This is a genomic window from Variovorax sp. FW305-3-2-15-B-LB1, assembly GCF_058787635.1.
Genome location: NZ_JBYSZY010000088.1, coordinates 1 through 18,396 on the forward strand (window position 1 = coordinate 1; position 18,396 = coordinate 18,396).

An 18,396-nucleotide genomic window follows, 5' to 3' on the forward strand; every position below is an offset into this window, starting at 1 on the left:
CCTCCCACCCCTGACCGCGCCGCGGCCCGGCGCGAGGCTGCCCTTTCCATGAGTCTCAGTACCGAAGCCGTCCTCGCGCTCGCGCCGGACGACGCCTCCGCGAAGGCCGCCAAAGGCCTGCTCGCGCCCGCCAAGTGGCCCACGCTCGCGCATTCCGACGACGCTGTCTGGGGCGAATGCCAGGGCAGCGGCAGCAAGCCCTACCAGACGCAGGTCGACCTGTCGGGTCCGGTGTTCCGCTGCTCCTGCCCGAGCCGCAAGTTCCCCTGCAAGCACGGCCTGGCGCTGATGCTGCTGCGCGCGCAGAGCGAAGCCAGCTTCACCGCCGGCGCGCCGCCGCCCTGGGTGGCCGACTGGCTCGCCTCGCGCCGCGAGAAGGCCGAGAAGAAAGAAGCCCGCGCCGCCGAACCCGCGGCCGCGCCCGATCCCGCCGCGGCCGCCAAGCGCGACGCGCAGCGCTGGAAGCGCATCGAGGCCGGCGTGCAGGAGCTCGCGCGCTGGCTCGACGACCAGACCCAGCGCGGCCTGGCCGCGCTCGGCAGCGAGCAGGCCGAAGGCTGGGCCGCCATGGCCGCGCGCATGGTCGACGCGCAGGCGCCGGGGCTCGGCCAGCGCATCACGCAGGCGGCCGAGCTGATCGGTGCCGGCGAAGGCTGGCCCGCGCGGCTGCTCGACCGGCTGGGCCGGCTGCAACTGATCGTCGATGCGGTGCCGCGCCGCGACAGCCTCTCGCCCGCCACGCGCGCCGACCTGCGCGCCGCGCTCGGCTGGCCGCAGGACCGCGAGGCGCTGCTGGCCGACGGCGAACGCGTGAGCGACCACTGGCTCGTGCTGGGCCAGTGCCTGGACGAGCGCGACACCAAACTCGTCGAGCGCCATGTGTGGCTGCAGGGCCGCGCGAGCGGACGCCGCGCGCTGCTGCTCGACTACTCGCACGGCGGACGCGGCTTCGAGACCGGCTGGGTCAGCGGCAGCGAACGCGCGGCCGTGCTGTGCTTCTATCCCGGCCACGCCTCGCAGCGCGCGGTGGTGGCCGAGCTGCCGGCCGAGGCCGCATCGACCGCCGCGCCGGTCGCCGCCAATGACGAAGCCGGTGAATGGCAACGCATGGCCCAACAGATCGCGGCCAACCCGTGGCAACCGCTGCTGCCCCTGGTGTGGGCCGATGCCGTGCCCGCACGGCACGGCGATCAGTGGTGGTTGCGCCTGGGCGCCGCGTCGCAGGCCCTGCCGATGCAGCTGGCCGCGGCCGAAGCCTGGCAACTGCTCGCGCATTCGGGCGGCGCGCCGCTGCGCGTGTTCGGCGAATGGGACGGCGAGCAGTTCGCGCCGCTCACCGCGTGGGCGGCTGAGGGTGGAGCACCCGTCTGGACCTTGAGTGGAGCACGCGCATGAGCCACTGGAACACCTTGCTGCAGACGGCCCTCGTCGGTACCGCACGCCAACCCGTGCCGGCGGCCGACGGCATGGCCGGCGACTTCGGCGCGCTGCTGCAAGCGCTGCAACAACCCACGGACACCGCGCAGGGCGTGCTGCTGCGCGTCGCGGGCGCCGTGGCCGTGGGCCGCCGTGCGGGCTTCGTCGCGCCGGGCCTGCCGGCCGACGACGCACCGCCCGCCGCCAACGACACTTGTCCCGCGCTCGGCGACCCCGCCTTGCTTGCCGTGATCGCCGATGCACTCGCCGCCGGCCCGCAGCGCCTGCAGCACGAAGTGCTGACCGTGCTCGCCACTGCCGGCTGGCGCCTGCCACCGAGCCTGCTGCCCGCCGCGCTCGATGCCGGCCGCCGCGACACCGCATTGCGGCCCGCCGTGGTGCTCGCACTCGGCGAGCGTGGGCGCTGGCTGGCCGCGCGCAACGACGACTGGCGCTACGCCGTCGGCGCCAGCGCGCAGGCCGACACGCAGACCCGCTGGGACGAAGGCAGCATCGACCAGCGCCGCGCCGTGCTGGCCGAGCAACGCCGCGACGACCCGGCCGGCGCGCGCGAGCGCCTCGCCGCCGAACTGCCGCAGTTGCCCGCCAAGGAGCGCGCCGTGCTGCTCGGCGCGCTGGCCGAGAACCTCGGCCCCGACGACGAAGCGCTGCTCGAAGCCCAGCTGAAAGACCGCGCGCGCGACGTGCGCCAGACCGTGGTCGAGCTGCTGCAGCGCCTGCCGGCCAGCGCGCATGTGCGGCGCGTCGAAGCCTTCCTCGCGCCCTTGCTCTCATCGCAAGGCGCGACGTGGCAACTGAACGCCCCCGAAGCCGCCGACCCGCGCTGGAAGGACGACGCCATCGACGCCGCGCGCCCCACGCACGACAGCCTCGGCGAGCGCGCCTGGTGGCTCTACCAGCTCGTGCGCCAGATGCCGCTCGCGTGGTGGACCACGCGCACCGGCATGACGCCCGCTGCATTGCTCGACTGGGCCGCCAAGGGCGACTGGCACGACGCGCTGCTGCGCGGCTGGAACGAGGCCGTGCTGGCCGCGCCCGATTTCGACTGGTGCGACGCGCTGCTCGATCGCCCGCGCGCCCACCGCGGCGGCGTGGGCCCGCTGCTGGCGCTGCTGCCGCGCGAGCGCCGCGAACGCCACTGGGCGACGCAGCTCGGCGATGCCGGGCAGGGCGTGCAGGACGTCGTCGCGTTCGCCGACCAGGCCTGCGCGCCCGGCGACACGCCCTCGGCCGCGCTGTCGCTGCGCATCGCCCAGGCGCTGCGCATGCGCGTCGAGCGCGGCGACCTCGTCAACGACTACGTGCTGCGCCAGGTGCTCGGCACCGCCGCCGCGCTGCTGCACCTCGATGCACTGCCGCTGCTGGCCGACCTGCCGCGCGCGGCCGAGGAAAGCCCCGGCCTCGCCAACGCACTGGCCGACACCGCGCGCATCGTGCGCGCGCGCCGGCTGGTCGCCACGCTTCCTTCCTCTTCTTCTTCACTTTCAACCTCTTCCCAAGGCCGTCCATGAGCAATGTCCTGCGCCAGCATGCCGAACAGCAATTCGCCGAAGAACTTGAAGCGCTCCAGAAGGTCGACGACCGCCAGCGCCCGGCCAACTGGAAGCTCTCGCCCTGGGCCGTGCTCACCTACCTGATGGGCGGCAAGCTGGCCAACGGCTTCGAGGTCAGCCCCAAGTACATCGGCAATTCGCGCCTGATGGAAATCGCCGTGTCCACGCTCGCCACCGACCGCGCGCTGCTGCTGTACGGCGTGCCGGGCACGGCCAAGTCGTGGGTGTCGGAGCACCTGGCCGCCGCCGTGAGCGGCGACTCCACCATGCTGATCCAGGGCACCGCCGGCACCAGCGAAGAACAGCTGCGCTACGGCTGGAACTACGCCGAGCTGCTGGCCCATGGCCCTTCGGAAAAAGCGCTGGTGCCAAGCCCGCTGGTGCACGCCATGCGCCTGGGCAAGATCGCGCGCGTCGAAGAACTCACGCGCATCCCGGCCGACGTGCAGGATTCGCTGATCACCGTGCTGTCCGAAAAGACGCTGCCCGTGCCCGAGCTGGGCACCGAGGTGCAGGCCACGCGCGGCTTCTCGGTGATTGCCACCGCCAACAACCGCGACAAGGGCGTGAACGAACTGTCGAGCGCGCTCAAGCGCCGCTTCAACACCGTGGTGCTGCCGGTGCCGTCGAGCGAGGCCGAGGAAGTGCAGATCGTCGTCAAGCGCGTCGGCGAACTGGGCCGCGCGCTCGCGCTGCCGGCCGAGCCGCCCGCGCTGCAGGAAGTGCGCCGCGTGGTGCAGATCTTCCGCGAGCTGCGCAACGGCCAGACCGAAGACGGCAAGACGCGCATCAAGTCGCCCACCTCCACGCTCTCGACCGCCGAGGCCATCTCGGTCATCAACAGCGGCATGGCGCTGGCCGGCCACTTCGGCGACGGCGTGCTGCGCTCGGCCGACGTGGCCTCGGGCCTGATCGGCGCGGTCATCAAGGACCCGGTGCAGGACCAGGTGGTGTGGAAGGAATACCTGGAGACCGTGGTGAAGGAACGGGCCGACTGGAAGGACCTGTACCGCGCCTGCCGCGAACAACTCTGACGCGAGCCGGCGCATGAGCACGAGCGCGGCGCCTTCGCCGCTGCACTATTTCGGCATCCGCCACCACGGCCCCGGCTGTGCGCGCAGCCTGCTGCGCGCCTTCGAATCGCTGCAGCCCGACTGCATCCTCGTCGAGGGCCCGCCCGAGGCCGAGCCGCTGCTGTCCTTCCTGGCGCATGCCGACCTGCAACCGCCGGTCGCGGTGCTGATCCACGCGAGCGAGGACACCGGCCTGGCCGCGTTCTATCCCTTCGCCACCTTCTCGCCCGAGTGGCAGGCGCTGCAGTGGGGCGCGGCGCGCGGCGTGCCCACGCGCTTCATCGACCTGCCGCAGGCGCACCGCATGGCGATCGAGCAGGCTGCGCGTGTGGCCGACGAAGCCAAGGCCGCAGAGCCTGAAGACACACCACTCGGCGATGACGAGACCGACACGGTGCCCGTCGCCGAAACCGTCGACGAACCCGAGGAAGAACAGGCCGCGCACACGCTGCCCGACGACCCCTTCGACTGGCTCGCCCATGCCGCCGGCTATGCCGACGGCGAGAGCTGGTGGAACCACATGGTCGAGGAGCGCGGCGACGGCGAAGACCTGTTCGGTGCCATCGCCGAAGCCATGACGGCCGTGCGCGCCGAAACGCCCGAAGACCGGCGCGGCGTGCGCGCGATGGAACGCGAGCAGCGGCGCGAAGCCTTCATGCGGCAATCGATCCGCGAGGCCGTCAAGGCCGGCCACCAGCGCATCGCCGTCGTGTGCGGCGCCTGGCACGTGCCCGCGCTGCAGGGCGCGGCCACCGCCAAGGCCGATGCCGCGCTGCTCAAGGGCCTGCCCAAGCTCAAGGTGCTCGCGACCTGGGTGCCGTGGACCTACCGGCACCTCACGAGCGCCAGCGGCTACGGCGCGGGCATCGATTCGCCGGGCTGGTACGAGCACCTGTGGCAGCAGGGGCACGAGGTGGCGGGGCGCAGCACCGGCTGGCTCGCCCGCGTCGCGCGGCTGCTGCGCGAGCACGACCTCGACTGTTCGTCCGCCCACCTGATCGAGGCCACGCGCCTGGCCGACACGCTGGCCGCATTGCGCGAGCGCCCCGCGCCCGGCCTGCCCGAGCTCGACGAGGCCGTGCGCAGCGTGATCTGCATGGGCGAGCAGGCGCCGCTCACGCTCATCCGCGAACGCCTCACGGTCGGCGACCGCATGGGCCAGGTGCCGGCCGACGTGCCCACCGTGCCGCTGCAGCGCGACCTCGAACAGGCGCAGAAAAGCCTGCGCCTCAAGCCCGAGGCCACCGCGAAGACGCTCGACCTCGACCTGCGCCAGCCCAACGACCTGGCGCGCAGCCACCTGCTGCACCGCCTGCGCCTGCTCGGCCTGCCGTGGGGCGAGGTCACGGCCGGCCAGCGTGCGAGCCGCGGCACCTTCCACGAGGTGTGGCAGCTGCAGTGGCAGCCCGAGTTCGCGCTGCGCGTCATCGAGGCCAGCCGCTTCGGCGCCACCGTGGCGCATGCCGCCAGCGCGCGCGTGATGGAAGGGCTCGCGGCCGAGACCTCGCTCACCGCACTGGCCGAGCAGGTCGACACCGTGCTGCTGGCCGACCTGCCCGTGGCCGTGCAGGCCGTGACCCGCGCGCTCGAAGACCGCGCCGCGCTCACCGGCGACGCCGTGCAGCTCATCGGCGCCGTGCCGCCGCTGGCCAACGTGTTCCGCTACGGCAGCGTGCGCCAGACCGACAGCGCGCTGCTCTCGCACGTGCTCGACAGCCTCATCGTGCGCGGCGCCATCGGCCTGCCGATCGCCTGCGGCGCGCTCGACGCCGAAGCCGCCGAGTCGCTGCGCACCCGTCTCATCGGCGCGCACGACGCGGTGCGCCTGCGCGACGGCGAAGAAACGACCACCGCCTGGCGCAACGCGCTGCGCGCCATCGCCTTCGGCGAAACCGGCGCGCCGCTGCTGCGCGGCGTGAGCTGCCGGCTGCTGCTCGACGATGCGCAGATCGACAGCGACGGCGCTTCGCAGCAACTCGCGCGCAACCTCTCGGCCGGCGCGCCGCCCACCGATGCGGCGGCCTGGCTCGAAGGTTTTCTCAACCGCAACGCGATGGTGCTGCTGCACGACGATGCCGTGTGGTCGCTGGTCGACGGCTGGCTCGCGGGGCTCGGCGAAGAGCACTTCGTGCAGGTGCTGCCGCTGGTGCGGCGCAGCTTCGCGGACTTCTCGGGCGCCGACCGGCGCGCGCTCGGCGAACGCGCGAAACGCGGCGCGGTCGGCAGCACCTTGCCGTCCGCCGTGGCCGCCACCGACTGGGACGAATCACGCGCGGTGCTCGCGCTGCCGCTGCTGCGGGAACTGCTGGGAGTGAAGGCATGAGCGCGAATCCGATGGAAGAAGACACCTTGCCGCCCACCGACCGCCTGCAGCGCTGGCGCCTCGTGCTCGGCAGCGAAGCCAACGCCAGCTGCGGCGCCATCGAAGGCCGCGTGCGCGAGATCGACCAGGCGCTGGCCGCGCTCTACGAAGCCGACGGCCGGCGCGGCCTGGGCCAGGGCGGGCAGCGCGGCGGCCGGGGCGATTCGGCGCCCAGCGTGGCGCGCTGGCTCGGCGACATCCGCAAGTACTTCCCCAGCCAGGTGGTGCAGGTGATGCAGCGCGACGCGATGGAGCGCCTGAACCTGCGCCAGATGCTGCTGCAGCCCGAGATGCTGGAGAACGCGCAGCCCGACGTGCACCTGGTGGCCAACCTCGTGGCGCTGGCGAGCGTGATCCCGGCCGGCACCAAGGACACGGCGCGCGCCGTGGTGCGCAAGGTGGTCGACGAGCTCATGAAGAAGCTCGAGGAGCCGATGCGCAGCGCCGTGAGCGGCGCGCTCAACCGCAGCCAGCGCAACCGCCGCCCGCGCCATTCGGAGATCGACTGGCACCGCACCATCCGCGCCAACCTGCGCCACTGGCAGCCCGAATACCGCACGGTGGTGCCGCAGACGCTGGTGGGCTACGGACGCAAGGCGCGCCAGCCGCAGCGCGAAGTGATCCTGTGCATCGACCAGAGCGGCTCCATGGCCGCGTCGGTGGTCTATTCGAGCATCTTCGGCGCGGTGATGGCGAGCCTGCCGGCGGTGTCGACCAAGCTGGTGGTGTTCGACACCGCCGTGGTCGACATGACCGAGCAGCTGCAGGACCCGGTCGACCTGCTGTTCGGCGTGCAGCTGGGCGGCGGCACCGACATCAACGGCGCCGTGGGCTACTGCCAGACGCTGGTGCGCGAGCCGCGCAACACCATCCTGATCCTCATCTCCGACCTGTACGAAGGCGGCGTGGAAGACGGCCTGCTGCGCCGCGCCCACCAGCTGGTGGAAGCCGGCGTGCAGTTCATCGCGCTGCTGGCGCTCAGCGACGAGGGCGCGCCCTCGTACGACCGCGACCTGGCCGCCAAGCTCGCCGCGCTGGGCGTGCCCTCGTTCGCCTGCACGCCCGATGCGTTCCCGGGCCTCATGGCCGCGGCCATCAAGCGCGAGGACGTGTCGACCTGGGCCGCGGGGCAGGGCCTGAAGACCAGCCGGGCGGCCCCGTGACGCCGCGCCGCCCGCCCGACCTGAAGCGACGGCGGCTGGCCGCGCTGCTGGGTCTGGTGGCCGGCACGGCCTGGGCGCAGCCCTCCGACGACACCGCGCGGCCGATCCGCTGGATCGTGCCCTTCCCGACGGGCGCGATCGCCGACGTCGTCGCGCGCGCCATCGGTGCCCAGCTCACCATCGATACGGGCCAGCCGGTGCAGATCGAGAACCGGCCCGGCGGCAACACCGCGCTCGCCGCCCTCGAAGCTGCGCGTGCACCGGCCGACGGCCACACCGTGCTGTCGGCCGACAACGGCATGTGGGTGTTCAACCCCGCGCTGTACCGCAGCCTGAGCTACAGCCCGTCGCGCGATTTCACGCCCGTCACGCAGCTGGTGCGGCTGCCGATGGTGCTGCTGGTCGGCCCGGCCAGCGGCGTGCGCGATGCGCGTGCCTTCATCGAGGACGCGCGCGCCTTTCCGGGCCGCTTCAGTTTTGCGTCGGCTGGCAACGGCAGCGCGCAGCACCTCGCGATGGAATTGCTCGCGCGCGAGGCCGGGCTGGAGATGGTGCATGTGCCGTACCGCAGCGCCGGGCCCGCGCTGGTCGAGGTGGCGGGCGGCCAGTTGCCATTCGCGATGGGCGAACTCGCCACGGCGCGCCGCTTCATCCAGGGCGGCCGGCTGCGCGTGCTCGCGGTGGCGAACCCTGCGCGCCTGGCGCAATGGCCGGGCGTGCCGACCTTCGCGGAACTGGGCCTGCCGAAGGTCGAGGCCGCGATCTTCCACGGCCTCGTGGCACCGGCGGGCACGCCGCCCGAGGTGGTGGCGCGGTTGCAGCGCGCGGTGGCCAGCGCGCTGCACAACCCGGTGGTGCAGCGCCGCCTCGCCGAGGCCGGCGTCGAACCGGTGGGCGGCACGCCGGCCGAGTTCGAGACCCTGCTGGCGCGCGAGTCGGCGCGCTGGCATCCGCTGATCCGCGCGCTCAAGCTCTCGCTCGACTGAGCGCTCTGCAGGTCAGCGTGCAGCGTCGTCGTTGGGCAGGAAGGCGTCGCCCGGCGTCAGTGGCGCATGGCGGTAGCTGGCCGGCGTGCGGCTGAGCTTCACGGGCGCGCCGATGCCGCGGTAGCCGCCTTCCATTTCCACCACCATCTCGCGGTGCAGCGTGTGCGGATGCTGCAGCGCGGCCGCCACCGGCAGCACGGGCGCGGCGGGCACGCCGGCGGCCATCAGCTGGTCGACCAGCGTGCGGCCGTCGAAGGCGGCGAGCGCGGCTTCGAGCTGCTGCTTGAGGCCGTCGCGGTTCACCGAGCGCGCGCCGGCGGTGCGGTACAGCGGGTCGTCGGCCAGCGCGGGCAGGCCGATGCAGCGGCAGAAGCTCGCGAACTGGCGGTCGTTGCCCACGGCCACGAAGATGGGGTCGGTGCCTGTGGCCAGCGCGTCGTAGGGGTAGATGTTGGGGTGCGCGTTGCCGGTGCGGCGCGGCGCCGTGCCGTCCATGAACCAGTTGGCCGCGTGCGGGTGCAGCAGCGACAGGCCGCTGTCGTACAGCGCCGCCTCCACGAACTGGCCGCGTCCGCTGCGCTGGCGTTCCTGCAGCGCGAGCAGCACGCCGATCACCGCGTTCAGTCCCGTCACCATGTCGACCACCGGCAGGCCCACGCGCAGCGGGCCGCCGTCGGCCTCGCCGTTGATGCTCATGATGCCGGTCATGGCCTGCACCGCGGCGTCGTAGCCCGGCAGCGCGCCCAGCGGGCCGTCGGCGCCGAAGCCCGACACACGGCACCACACCAGGCGCGGAAAGCGCTGCGACAGCGTCTCGTAGCCGATGCCCCAGCGCTCCATCGTGCCGGTCTTGAAGTTCTCGATCAGCACGTCGGCCTCGGCCACCAGCGCCAGCAGCGCCTCGCGGCCTTCCTCGGTCGAGAAGTCCAGGTGCTGCACGCGTTTGTTGCGGTTCAGGCCGTGGTAGTACGAGGCCACGCCTTCCTTGAAGGGCGGGCCCCAGGTGCGCGTGTCGTCGCCCTGCGGCGGCTCGACCTTGAGCACGTCGGCGCCGTGGTCGCCGAGGATCTGGCCGCAGTAGGGGCCGCCGAGGATGCGCGAGATGTCGAGCACGCGGATGCCCGCGAGGGCGCCGGTCGAAGGGGAAGCGGTGGTCATGGGGTGGACTCGGAAGAAGGAGAAGCGGTGCGCGGCACCAGCTTGAAGGTGCCGGTGGCCAGCGCGAGCAGCTCGCCGTCGGCGTTGCGCGCCTCGCCGCGCGCGAAGCACATCGCACGGCCGCGCCGCTCGCACACGGCGGTGGCGATCACGTCGCCGGCGCAGGGCGCGGTGTAGTGCACCGTGATGTCGACGGTGACCACGCCGAAGGCCGTGGGCGCGTGCGAGCGCACGGCACTGGAGAGCGCGCAGTCGAACAGCACGGCGATCGCGCCGCCGTGCACGTCGCCGCGGCTGTTGGTGTGGTCGGCGCTGTAGGGCATGCGCACGCGCGCGCGCTCGTCGCCGATGGCCTCGCCGCGCAGCGCGAAGGCGCGCGCCATCGGCATGGGCAGGCCGAACAGCACGCCGGCGGGCTCGTTGGTGAAAGCGGGGTCCTGCATGCGGCGCACCGTGGGGTCAGTCGAGCAGGCCGCGCTGGCGCAGGCGCGCCACGCGCTCCTTCTCGCGCGCGGTGGTGGCCAGCGCGTAGCGGCGGTACTGCTCGGGGTCCATCGCGTTGGCCTGCTGGTTCAGCTGCTCCAGCACGCGCAGGCCGGCGGGCGATGCCAAGGCTTTGCGGAAGGCGTCGTGCACGGTCTTCACGCGCGCCGGGTCCATGCCGGCCGGGCCGGCGATGCCGTAGGGCGAATCGATGACCGCGTCCACGCCCTGTTCGCGCAGCGTGGGCACTTGCGGGTAGCGCTTGACGCGCTGCGGCGTGAGCATCACGAGGTAGCGCATCTTGCCGGCATCGATGTGCGGCACGGCCACGCCCGAGAGCGGCGCGGCGTCGATGTGGCCACCGAGGATGGCGTTGGTCACTTCGGCGTCGCCCTTGAAGGGCACCATGTTGAGCTGGACCTTCGCCATCTCGGCGGCCTCGTCCATCACGATGCGCGGCGTGCCCACCGCGCCGGTGGCGCCCACGTTGAGCTTGCCGGGGCGGCGCGCGGCGTCGGCCGCGAAGTCCTGCCAGGTCTTCCACGGCGCGTCGGCCTTCACCGCGAGGCCGAAGGTGTAGTCGGACAGCATCACCACGTACGAGAAGCTGCGCGCGGGGTCGAAGGCCACCTTGTTGATGAAGGGCTCGCGGTACACCGAGGCCGGCAGCACGGCCAGCGTGTAGCCGTCGGGCGCGGCGCGCACCAGCGCGGCGGCGCCGTTGGTGCCGCTCGCGCCGGGGCGGTTGTCGAGCACCACGGGCTGGCCGAGGGCCTTGCCGGCTTCTTCTGCCACGGCGCGCAGGTGCTGGTCGGTGGGGCCGCCCGCGGCATACGGAACGATCAGCGTGACGGGGCGTTGCGGATAGGTCTCTGCGGTGGCGGCGCCGGCTGCGGTGAACAGCGCGGCAAGGGCGATCAGGCGTGACAGCCGTTGCGTCTTCATCTTCTTGTCTCCTTGTTTTTTCTTGTGCGTCGTGGCGGTCAGTCGAGCTGCGCGCCGGACTTCTTCACCACGTCCTTCCACTTGGCCGTTTCGCTGCCGATGAACTGCGCGAGCTTTTGTGGCGAGGTGTCCGCCGTGGCTTCCAGGCCCTGCGCGGCGAACATCTGCTTGACCTTCGGCGAGTTGAGCACCTCGGCGAACGCGTGGTTGAGCTTGGTCACGCGGTCGGGCGGCGTGCCGGCCGGCGCGACGATGCCGAAGAACACGCTCACGTCGTAGGGCTTGTGCAGCTGCTCGGTGAGGGTGGGCACCTCGGGCAGCGCCTGCGAACGGGCCGAGGTGGCCACGCCCAGCGCGCGCAGCTTGCCGGCCTTGACGTAGGGCAGCGCGGTGAGGATGTCGGTGAAGGTCATGCTGACCTGGTTGCCCAGCAGGTCGTTGAGTGCGGGCCCCGTGCCCTTGTAGGGCACGTGCAGCAGGTCGGTGCCGGCCACCGAGTTGAACAGCACGCCTGCCAGGTGCGACGAGGCGCCGTTGCCCGACGAGGCGTAGCTGAGCTTGCCCGGGTTGGCCTTGGCATAGGCGACCAGCTCGGCCACGTTCTTCACCGGCAGGGCCGGGTTCACCACCAGGATGTTCGGCAGGTAGCCGACCTGGATCACGGGCGCGAAGCTCCTGGTCGGGTCGTAGCTGATCTTGCGGTACAGGCTCACGTTGATGGCCAGCGGGCCCGAGGTGCCGAACAGCAGCGTGTGGCCGTCGGCCTCGGCGCGCGCCACGTAGTCGGCGCCGATGTTGCCGCCCGCGCCCGCGCGGTTCTCCACGATCATGGGCTGGCCGAGCTTGTCGCGCAGCTCGGCGGCGAGCGTGCGCGCCATCGCGTCGGTCGGGCCGCCGGGCGGGAAGGGCACGACCAGCGTCATGGGCTTGGTCGGGAAGGCGCCGGGCTGGGCCTGCGCGGCGGGCGTGGCTGCCAGCAGCAGCGCGGCGCAGGCGGTGCCCAGGAGGAGGCTGAGTCGTTGTCGCATGGGGTCTTGTCTCCGTTGTTCTCGAAAAAGGGGCTCAGGCCGCTGTGCGTACCAGCGCGGCGTGCCAGTCGGCGGGCAGTGCGTCGGGCGCCAGCGGATCGCGCGGCAGCACGCGGTGCAGCAGCACCAGCTGGGCCCAGCGCAGGCGCGCGGCGGAGCCGCCGGCCGAGGCCTCCCAGGCCATCGCGGCGGCGCTGGTGCAGTGGTACAGCGCCGAGGCGGCCTGGCGCGCGAGCACGTCGCCGCCTTCGCGGGCGGCGGTCTCGGCCAGGGCGCAGGCGCGCGCCATGGTGTCGCGCAGCGCGGCGGCGAAGGCCGGCGTGAGTTCGGTGGCGTCGCCGATGAGCTTCTCGACGTGCGCGCGCAGCACGGGCAGCGAGCCTTCGCGCTTCACGGCGCGGATCACGTCCAGCGCCACGATGTTGCTGGTGCCTTCCCAGATCGAGCCCAGGTGCGCGTCGCGCACGAGGCGCGGGTCGCTCCACTCCTCGATGTAGCCGCAGCCGCCGCGCACTTCCATCGCATCGCCCGTGACCTGGCGCGCGTCGCGGCAGGCGCGGAACTTGATGAGCGGCGTGAGGATGCGCAGCAGCGCGTACGCATCGGGCTCGCCGGCGTCGGAGCGCGCCAGCGCCTGCGCGGTCTGGCAGACCATGGTGCGGGCCTGCTCGGACGGCACGCGCAGCTTGTCGAGCTGGCGCTGCATCAGCGGCATCTGCTCGAGCGCGCGGCCGAAGGCGCGGCGCTCGGAAGCGATGTACTCGGCCTCGGCCACCGCGCGGCGCATCAGGCCGGCAGAACGCACGCCGTTGGACAGGCGCGAGTTGTTGACCATGTCGGCCATCTGCTGGAAGCCGCGGCCTTCCTCGCCCACGAGGTAGGCCACCGCGCCTTCGAGGCGGATCTCGCCGCTGGCCATCGAGCGCGTGCCCAGCTTGTCCTTCAGGCGGATGATGCGGTAGTGGTTGAGGCTGCCGTCGTCGAGCTCGCGCGGCAGCAGGAACAGCGACACGCCCTTCATGCCCGCGGGCGCGTCGTCGGCGCGCGCCAGCACCATCGCAAAGCCGGCGTCGGGGTTGGAGCAGAACCACTTGTCGCCGGCCAGGCGCCAGCTGCCGTCGGCCTGGCGCTGCGCGGTGGTGGCGGTGGCGGCGATGTCGGAGCCGGCGGCCTGCTCGGTCATGAACATCGCGCCCTGCGCCAGCTCGTCGAAGTCGAGCGAGGTCAGGCGCGGCAGGTACTTGGCGACCAGCTCGGGCGCGCCGAACTTCTTCAGCGTGCGCGTGAGCGAGTCGGTCATCGAGACCGGGCAGCACAGGCCGAACTCGGCCTGCACGAACAGGTAGGTCAGCACGTACTTGACCAGCGGCGGCATCTTGCCGGCCCAGCCCAGCGTCTCGTCGCGGTGCGAGATGGCGGCCAGGCCGAATTCGCTGAGCGCCAGGCGCTCCATCTCGACATAGGCCGGGTGCTTGATGACCTTCTGCTCGTCGATGCCGGTGCGCGTGCGCTGCTTCAGCGTGGGCGGGTTGCGGTCGGCGGTGCCGGCCAGGTCGTCCAGCAGGCCGCCCGCCAGGCCGCCCAGGCGCTCGAAGTGCGGGCGCATGTGGGTGCGCAGGGCTTCGGGCAGGTACAGCGCGAGCAGCGTGTGCAGCTCGGTGTCGGTGGTGAAGAGGTTCTGGCCGTGGCGATCGGGGATCGGGTGCGCGGCGGCTGTGGCAGCGGAAGCAGCGGGTGTGGGCATGCGGGCGTCTCCTGGTTCGCCGCATTGTTGAGTTGGCAATGATCCGTGTCTAATATTGATTTGGTCTTGCACGATTTGATTTGACTATTCATGGAACTGCGGCACCTGCGCTACTTCTCCGTGCTCGCCGAAGAGCTGCACTTCGGGCGCGCCGCGCGGCGGTTGGCCATTTCGCAGCCGCCGCTGTCGGTGGCGATCCGCCAGCTCGAAGACTCGGTGGGTGCGCGCCTGTTCGAGCGCAACAGCAAGGAAGTGCGGCTCACGCCCGCCGGCGAGGCGCTGCGCGTGTCGGCGCGGCGCGTGCTGTTGCAGGCCGAAGAGGCCGCGCTGGAGGCGCGCGACGTGGCCACCGGCTCGGCGGGCCGGCTGCGCATCGGCTTCGTGGGCGCCATGCTCTACCGTGGCCTGCCGCCCGCGCTGCGCGCGTTCCAGGCGCGGCATCCGGCGGTGCGCATCACGCTGAGCGAACTCAATTCGGGCGTGCAGATCGCCGAGCTGCTGCACGACCGGCTCGACCTGGGCTTTGTCCACACCAGCCGCATGCCGGCCGAGCTGCAGCACCGGCTGCTGCTGTCGGAGCCCTTCGTGGCCTGCCTGCCCGCGGGCCATGCGCTGGCGCGCAAACGCGTGCTGGCGCCGGCCGACCTGCGCGCGCAGCCCTTCGTGCTGTTCTCGCGCGAGGCCTCACCCGACTACCACGAGCGCATCCTGTCGATCTGCGCCGACGCGGGCTTTCTGCCCGAGGTGCGCCACGAGGTGCGGCACTGGCTGGCCGTGGTGTCGCTGGTGTCGCAGGGCATGGGCGTGGCGCTGGTGCCGCAGGCGATGCGGCACTCGGCGCTGCGCGGCGCGGTGTTCCGCCCGCTCGACCGCGCGGTGGCGCAGTCGGAGGCTTATGGCGTGTGGCGCACCGGGCCGGTCAATGTGCTGGTCGAGCGGCTGCTCGAAGGCGTGGCGCAGAGCCTGGCCGCGAACGCGGCCGGGTGATCACGCGTAGAGGGGCTCTTCGGCCATCTGCTCGCACTGGTCTTCCAGCACGAGGATCTGGCCCTTCCAGTAGTCGCTGGAGCCGAACCACGGGAAGTTGATCGGGAAGATCGGGTCTTCCCAGCGGCGCGCCAGCCAGGCGCTGTAGTGGATGAGCCGCAGCGTGCGCAGCGGCTCGATGAGCGCCAGCTCGCGGCGGTCGAATTCGCGGAACTGCTCGTAGCCGTCGAGCAGGCCCGACAGCTGCGCCGTGCGCTGCGCGCGGTCGCCCGACAGCAGCATCCACAGGTCTTGCACCGCGAAGCCCGTGCGCGCGTCGTCCAGGTCGACGAAGTGCGGGCCGCCGCCGGGGCGGTCGGTGGGCGTCCACAGGATGTTGCCGGGGTGCACGTCGCCGTGCAGGCGCAGCTTGCGGGGCTTGAAGTCGGAGGCCGGCGGCTGCAGCGCGAGGGCGGTGGCGCGGACCATGTCCAGCGCCTCGTTGCAGATCTTTTCCCAGTCGCGCTGCATGTCGAGCGGGATCTTGTCGTTCTCCAGCAGCCAGTCGCGCGAATCGAGGCCGAAGGTCTGCAGGTCGAGCGCGGGGCGGGCCTCGAAGGGCTTGGCGCTGCCTACGGTGTGGATGCGCGCCAGGAAGCGGCCCACCCATTCGAGCACCTCGAAGTTGTCCAGCTCGGGCGCGCGCCCGCCGCGGTAGGGGCTCACGCTGAAGGCAAAGCCGGCGTGGTGGTGCAGCGTCTTGCCGTCGAAGGCCAGCGGCGGCACGGCCGGCACCTCGCCGGCGGCCAGTTCGAGCGAGAAGGCGTGCTCTTCGAGGATCTCGGCCTCGCTCCAGCGGCCGGGGCGGTAGAACTTGAGCACCACCGCAGGATGGGGGTTCGGGTCTTCCAGGTAGACCTGGTAGACCCGGTTTTCATAGGAGTTCAGGCCGGTGAGGCGGCCGTCGCCGTGCAGGCCGAGTGTCGCGAGCGCGTCGAGCACCACGTCGGGCGTGAGGCTCTCGTAAGGATGGGTGTTCGCGGGCGCGACAGAAGAAGGGGTCATGCGGCGATTGTCGCCACATGGGCCCCGCGCGGGTCAGCGAGCGCCCGCTTGTTTGTAAAGCGAAAGGATATGGCCGGTGCGCGGGTCGCCCTTGCCCGCCAGCACCTGCGCGTAGGCGGCCTGAACCGCCTCGCCGCCGTGGTGGTGCTCGGTGTGCAGCCAGGGGTTGCTGGCGTCGGTCACCGTGGCCAGGAAGCGGTGCCACGCGGCCACCATGCGTCGGCCGAACTCGTCGGCGCCCCATTCGGTGGTGCGCTTCTTGATCTGCGCCGGTGCGAAGAACAGCGTGGCGCGCGGGCCGGTCAGGCTCTTGCCCGCGCCCTTGGCGGCGAGCTGCTCCACGTGCGTGCCGCCGATCGAGCTGCTGTACTTGAGGTTGGTGAAGCGCTCGTGGATCGCGGTGCGCAGCTCGCCGTTGCCGGCGAAGTCGATGTACACGCAGGGCGTGTCGGCGGCGATGGTGTCGAGCGCGTCGTAGGTCACCACGCGGTCGTAGCAGCCCAGGCTCTGGCAGAACGCCACGTTGGCGGGCGAGGTAAGGCCGACCACCTCGATGCCTTCGCGCTGGTGCAGCTGGAAGGCCGTGCCGTAGGCCGTCTTGCTCGAGGCGCTCGACAGCAGCATGGTGGTGGCGCCGAAGAAGTCGTTGTCGGCCATGAAGTCGTCGATCAGCCACGAGGTGATGAACAGCGGGCGCAGCAGCGCCTGCAGGTCTTCGGTGTCGGTGGTGTACAGCGGGTCGGCGTTGCAGCGGAAGTACTGGTTGTAGACCGCGGGCAGCTCGGCGCGGTGCGCCGCCGCGTCGGTGAAGCGCGAGGGCGAGAGCCGGTCGGGGCTGAGCACCGCGCTCGTGGACATCGGCCAGTAGCCGTAGAGCCGTTCGCCCACGGCCACGCCCGGGTGCTGCGACTGCACCACGCTCGCGAAGCCCCACACCGGGATGCTGCCCCAGCCTTCTTCCTCGGAGGGAAAGAACTGCCAGTAGCTCATCGCATCGCCGAAGGCGGCGTAGGTGATGTTGTTGGAGGTGAGCGCAAAGCTGTCGATGCGCACGCGCACCTGGCCGTCGGCCAGCGGCCGGTCGGAGGTGTCGGTGTGCAGGCGCGTGGTGGCCAGCTGGTCTTTGCGGATCAGGAGGTGAGTGGTGCTCATGGGGTCGATCTCCACGGGTGTGTGTTGAAGACGGGTGGCGGGACGGGCGAGACGTGCGGCCACATTAGCCAAGCTTGGTGAAAGGCGCTATCTCGGCGTGCGTTTCGGCGTCACCCGTGAGACAGACATGAAAAAAGCGCCCGGGCTTGGGGCCGGGGCGCTTTTTTTCGTGAAACCGTCAGAGCGGAATCAGACGATCGTCAGTTCCACGTCGATGTTGCCGCGGGTGGCGTTCGAGTACGGGCAGACCTGGTGAGCGGTGTCGACCAGCAGCTTCTTCTGTGCGTCGTCCAGGCCGGGCAGCGAGATCGCCAGTTGCACCGAGATGCCGTAGGCCGCGCCGCCGTTCGTCGGGCCGAGGGAAACCTTCGAGTCGATGGCGACTTCTTCCGGCACCTTGACACTGATCTTCGGGCCGACGGCCTTCATGGCGCCGATGAAGCAGGCGGCGTAGCCGACCGCGAACAGCTGCTCGGGGTTGGTGCCGGGCTTGCCCGAGCCGGGCGAGCTCAGCTTGACGTCGATGGCGCCGTCGCTGGACTTGCCGGCGCCGTCACGGCCGCCGACGGTGTGGGCTTCTGCGGTGTAGAGAACTTTGTCGAGCTTGGTGGTCATGGTGATTTCCTTTGGCTTGGGGTGGTGAAAGGGCTTCCTTGGGAGGCCGGGGAGAACTGTGATTGGGTTGTGTGTCAGGCGGCTTTGCGGATGCGGTCGCGCAGGGTCTGGATCTGCTGCGTGAGGGCGATCAGCTCGGGGACGGAGCATTCGGCGGCGGCCATGAGGCACTCGGGGACGTTGGCGGCACGGGACTTGAGCTTGCGGCCTGCGGTGGTGAGCGTGATGTGGACGCGGCGCTCGTCTGCGACGTCGCGGACTCGGGAGACGTAGCCGTTGGCTTCGAGGCGCTTGAGCAGGGGGGTCAGCGTGCCGGAATCTAGCGAGAGACGCTCGCCGAGGGCGGAGACGGTGGGGCCGTCTTGCTCCCAGAGGGCGAGCATCACGAGGTATTGGGGGTAGGTGAGCTGGAGCTTTTCTAGCAACGGCTTGTAGAGGCGGGTCATTGCCAAGGAGGCGGAGTAGACGGCGAAGCAGAGCTGGTTGTCTAGCTTGAGCATCTCGTCTTGGTGGGGTTTCGTTGGCATGGCTCAAATTGTAGTTCGCAATTGAATTGTGTGCAATGTAGTTGTTTTGGATTGGTTTTGGGGTTTGCTTCCCGGGGCCGGGAGTTCCGCCCGGCGGCGGACTCACTTTCTTTTGCTTCGCCAAAAGAAAGTAAGCAAA

At 71.3% G+C, this 18,396-nt stretch carries 16 protein-coding genes; 7 read left to right on the forward strand and 9 right to left on the reverse strand.

Annotated elements, in window-relative coordinates:
• Positions 1-48 precede the first annotated feature (48 nt).
• Genes AC3WQR_RS30350 through AC3WQR_RS30375 form a run of 6 tightly spaced genes read left to right on the forward strand, consistent with a single transcriptional unit; the run spans position 49 to position 8,574 of the window.
• Positions 49-1,395 (forward strand): SWIM zinc finger family protein, encoded by a 1,347-nt coding sequence (locus AC3WQR_RS30350; RefSeq protein WP_492745693.1) that lies wholly within the window; start codon positions 49-51, stop codon positions 1,393-1,395.
• The gene (locus tag AC3WQR_RS30355) at positions 1,392-2,948 is read left to right on the forward strand and encodes a DUF5691 domain-containing protein (protein WP_492745695.1); all 1,557 of its coding nucleotides are present in this window, start codon (positions 1,392-1,394) and stop codon (positions 2,946-2,948) included. The genes AC3WQR_RS30350 and AC3WQR_RS30355 overlap by 4 nt, the downstream gene beginning before the upstream one ends.
• Complete coding sequence (locus AC3WQR_RS30360) at positions 2,945-4,024, forward strand: AAA family ATPase (RefSeq protein ID WP_062482644.1); 1,080 nt, start codon at positions 2,945-2,947, stop codon at positions 4,022-4,024. Before AC3WQR_RS30355 ends, AC3WQR_RS30360 begins: the two co-directional genes overlap by 4 nt.
• Positions 4,025-4,037: 13 nt before the next feature.
• The gene (locus tag AC3WQR_RS30365) at positions 4,038-6,386 is read left to right on the forward strand and encodes a DUF5682 family protein (protein ID WP_492745697.1); all 2,349 of its coding nucleotides are present in this window, start codon (positions 4,038-4,040) and stop codon (positions 6,384-6,386) included.
• Entirely contained in the window at positions 6,383-7,588 is a 1,206-nt protein-coding gene (locus tag AC3WQR_RS30370; protein ID WP_492745699.1) for a VWA domain-containing protein, read from the forward strand. Before AC3WQR_RS30365 ends, AC3WQR_RS30370 begins: the two co-directional genes overlap by 4 nt.
• A complete protein-coding gene (locus AC3WQR_RS30375; RefSeq protein WP_492745701.1) occupies positions 7,585-8,574 on the forward strand; it encodes a Bug family tripartite tricarboxylate transporter substrate binding protein in 990 nt (329 codons plus the stop codon). Before AC3WQR_RS30370 ends, AC3WQR_RS30375 begins: the two co-directional genes overlap by 4 nt.
• 12 nt (positions 8,575-8,586) lie before the next feature.
• Here AC3WQR_RS30375 and AC3WQR_RS30380 read toward each other — a convergent pair whose 3' ends face one another.
• The 5 genes from AC3WQR_RS30380 to AC3WQR_RS30400 are packed head-to-tail and all read right to left on the reverse strand — an operon-like array spanning position 8,587 to position 13,932.
• Positions 8,587-9,732: a CaiB/BaiF CoA transferase family protein gene (locus AC3WQR_RS30380; RefSeq protein WP_492745703.1), complete on the reverse strand. Its 1,146-nt coding sequence runs from the start codon at positions 9,730-9,732 to the stop codon at positions 8,587-8,589.
• The gene (locus AC3WQR_RS30385; protein ID WP_492745705.1) at positions 9,729-10,175 is read right to left on the reverse strand and encodes a PaaI family thioesterase; all 447 of its coding nucleotides are present in this window, start codon (positions 10,173-10,175) and stop codon (positions 9,729-9,731) included. The genes AC3WQR_RS30380 and AC3WQR_RS30385 overlap by 4 nt, the downstream gene beginning before the upstream one ends.
• A gap of 16 nt (positions 10,176-10,191) precedes the next feature.
• On the reverse strand, positions 10,192-11,160 hold the full coding sequence (locus AC3WQR_RS30390; protein WP_369630503.1) for a tripartite tricarboxylate transporter substrate binding protein: 969 nt from the start codon (positions 11,158-11,160) through the stop codon (positions 10,192-10,194).
• A gap of 38 nt (positions 11,161-11,198) precedes the next feature.
• Positions 11,199-12,188, reverse strand: a complete 990-nt coding sequence (locus AC3WQR_RS30395; RefSeq protein WP_492745707.1) for a Bug family tripartite tricarboxylate transporter substrate binding protein — start codon at positions 12,186-12,188, stop codon at positions 11,199-11,201.
• A 34-nt stretch (positions 12,189-12,222) separates the two neighbouring features.
• Entirely contained in the window at positions 12,223-13,932 is a 1,710-nt protein-coding gene (locus tag AC3WQR_RS30400) for an acyl-CoA dehydrogenase family protein (RefSeq protein ID WP_062481089.1), read from the reverse strand.
• Between the two features lie 90 nt (positions 13,933-14,022).
• On the opposite strand from AC3WQR_RS30400, the gene AC3WQR_RS30405 reads away from it, so the two are divergent.
• Entirely contained in the window at positions 14,023-14,919 is an 897-nt protein-coding gene (locus tag AC3WQR_RS30405; protein WP_492737174.1) for a LysR family transcriptional regulator, read from the forward strand.
• Here the strand turns inward: AC3WQR_RS30405 and AC3WQR_RS30410 are convergent, their stop codons facing one another.
• From AC3WQR_RS30410 to AC3WQR_RS30425, 4 genes are all read right to left on the reverse strand, one after another.
• Positions 14,920-15,963: a serine/threonine protein kinase gene (locus AC3WQR_RS30410; protein ID WP_070063054.1), complete on the reverse strand. Its 1,044-nt coding sequence runs from the start codon at positions 15,961-15,963 to the stop codon at positions 14,920-14,922.
• A gap of 33 nt (positions 15,964-15,996) precedes the next feature.
• A complete protein-coding gene (locus AC3WQR_RS30415) occupies positions 15,997-17,115 on the reverse strand; it encodes a DUF2855 family protein (protein ID WP_492745710.1) in 1,119 nt (372 codons plus the stop codon).
• A 189-nt stretch (positions 17,116-17,304) separates the two neighbouring features.
• The gene (locus tag AC3WQR_RS30420; protein ID WP_062481095.1) at positions 17,305-17,730 is read right to left on the reverse strand and encodes an organic hydroperoxide resistance protein; all 426 of its coding nucleotides are present in this window, start codon (positions 17,728-17,730) and stop codon (positions 17,305-17,307) included.
• A gap of 74 nt (positions 17,731-17,804) precedes the next feature.
• Positions 17,805-18,257 (reverse strand): MarR family winged helix-turn-helix transcriptional regulator, encoded by a 453-nt coding sequence (locus AC3WQR_RS30425; RefSeq protein WP_390348109.1) that lies wholly within the window; start codon positions 18,255-18,257, stop codon positions 17,805-17,807.
• Positions 18,258-18,396 lie beyond the last annotated feature (139 nt).

Coding starts and splice junctions, on each gene's coding strand:
- AC3WQR_RS30350 (WP_492745693.1), top strand. CDS start 49: ATGAGTCTCAGTACCGAAGCCGTCCTCGCGCTCGCGCCGGACGACGCC.
- AC3WQR_RS30355 (WP_492745695.1), top strand. CDS start 1,392: ATGAGCCACTGGAACACCTTGCTGCAGACGGCCCTCGTCGGTACCGCA.
- AC3WQR_RS30360 (WP_062482644.1), top strand. CDS start 2,945: ATGAGCAATGTCCTGCGCCAGCATGCCGAACAGCAATTCGCCGAAGAA.
- AC3WQR_RS30365 (WP_492745697.1), top strand. CDS start 4,038: ATGAGCACGAGCGCGGCGCCTTCGCCGCTGCACTATTTCGGCATCCGC.
- AC3WQR_RS30370 (WP_492745699.1), top strand. CDS start 6,383: ATGAGCGCGAATCCGATGGAAGAAGACACCTTGCCGCCCACCGACCGC.
- AC3WQR_RS30380 (WP_492745703.1), bottom strand. CDS start 9,732: ATGACCACCGCTTCCCCTTCGACCGGCGCCCTCGCGGGCATCCGCGTG.
- AC3WQR_RS30385 (WP_492745705.1), bottom strand. CDS start 10,175: ATGCAGGACCCCGCTTTCACCAACGAGCCCGCCGGCGTGCTGTTCGGC.
- AC3WQR_RS30390 (WP_369630503.1), bottom strand. CDS start 11,160: ATGAAGACGCAACGGCTGTCACGCCTGATCGCCCTTGCCGCGCTGTTC.
- AC3WQR_RS30395 (WP_492745707.1), bottom strand. CDS start 12,188: ATGCGACAACGACTCAGCCTCCTCCTGGGCACCGCCTGCGCCGCGCTG.
- AC3WQR_RS30400 (WP_062481089.1), bottom strand. CDS start 13,932: ATGCCCACACCCGCTGCTTCCGCTGCCACAGCCGCCGCGCACCCGATC.
- AC3WQR_RS30405 (WP_492737174.1), top strand. CDS start 14,023: ATGGAACTGCGGCACCTGCGCTACTTCTCCGTGCTCGCCGAAGAGCTG.
- AC3WQR_RS30410 (WP_070063054.1), bottom strand. CDS start 15,963: ATGACCCCTTCTTCTGTCGCGCCCGCGAACACCCATCCTTACGAGAGC.
- AC3WQR_RS30415 (WP_492745710.1), bottom strand. CDS start 17,115: ATGAGCACCACTCACCTCCTGATCCGCAAAGACCAGCTGGCCACCACG.
- AC3WQR_RS30420 (WP_062481095.1), bottom strand. CDS start 17,730: ATGACCACCAAGCTCGACAAAGTTCTCTACACCGCAGAAGCCCACACC.
- AC3WQR_RS30425 (WP_390348109.1), bottom strand. CDS start 18,257: ATGCCAACGAAACCCCACCAAGACGAGATGCTCAAGCTAGACAACCAG.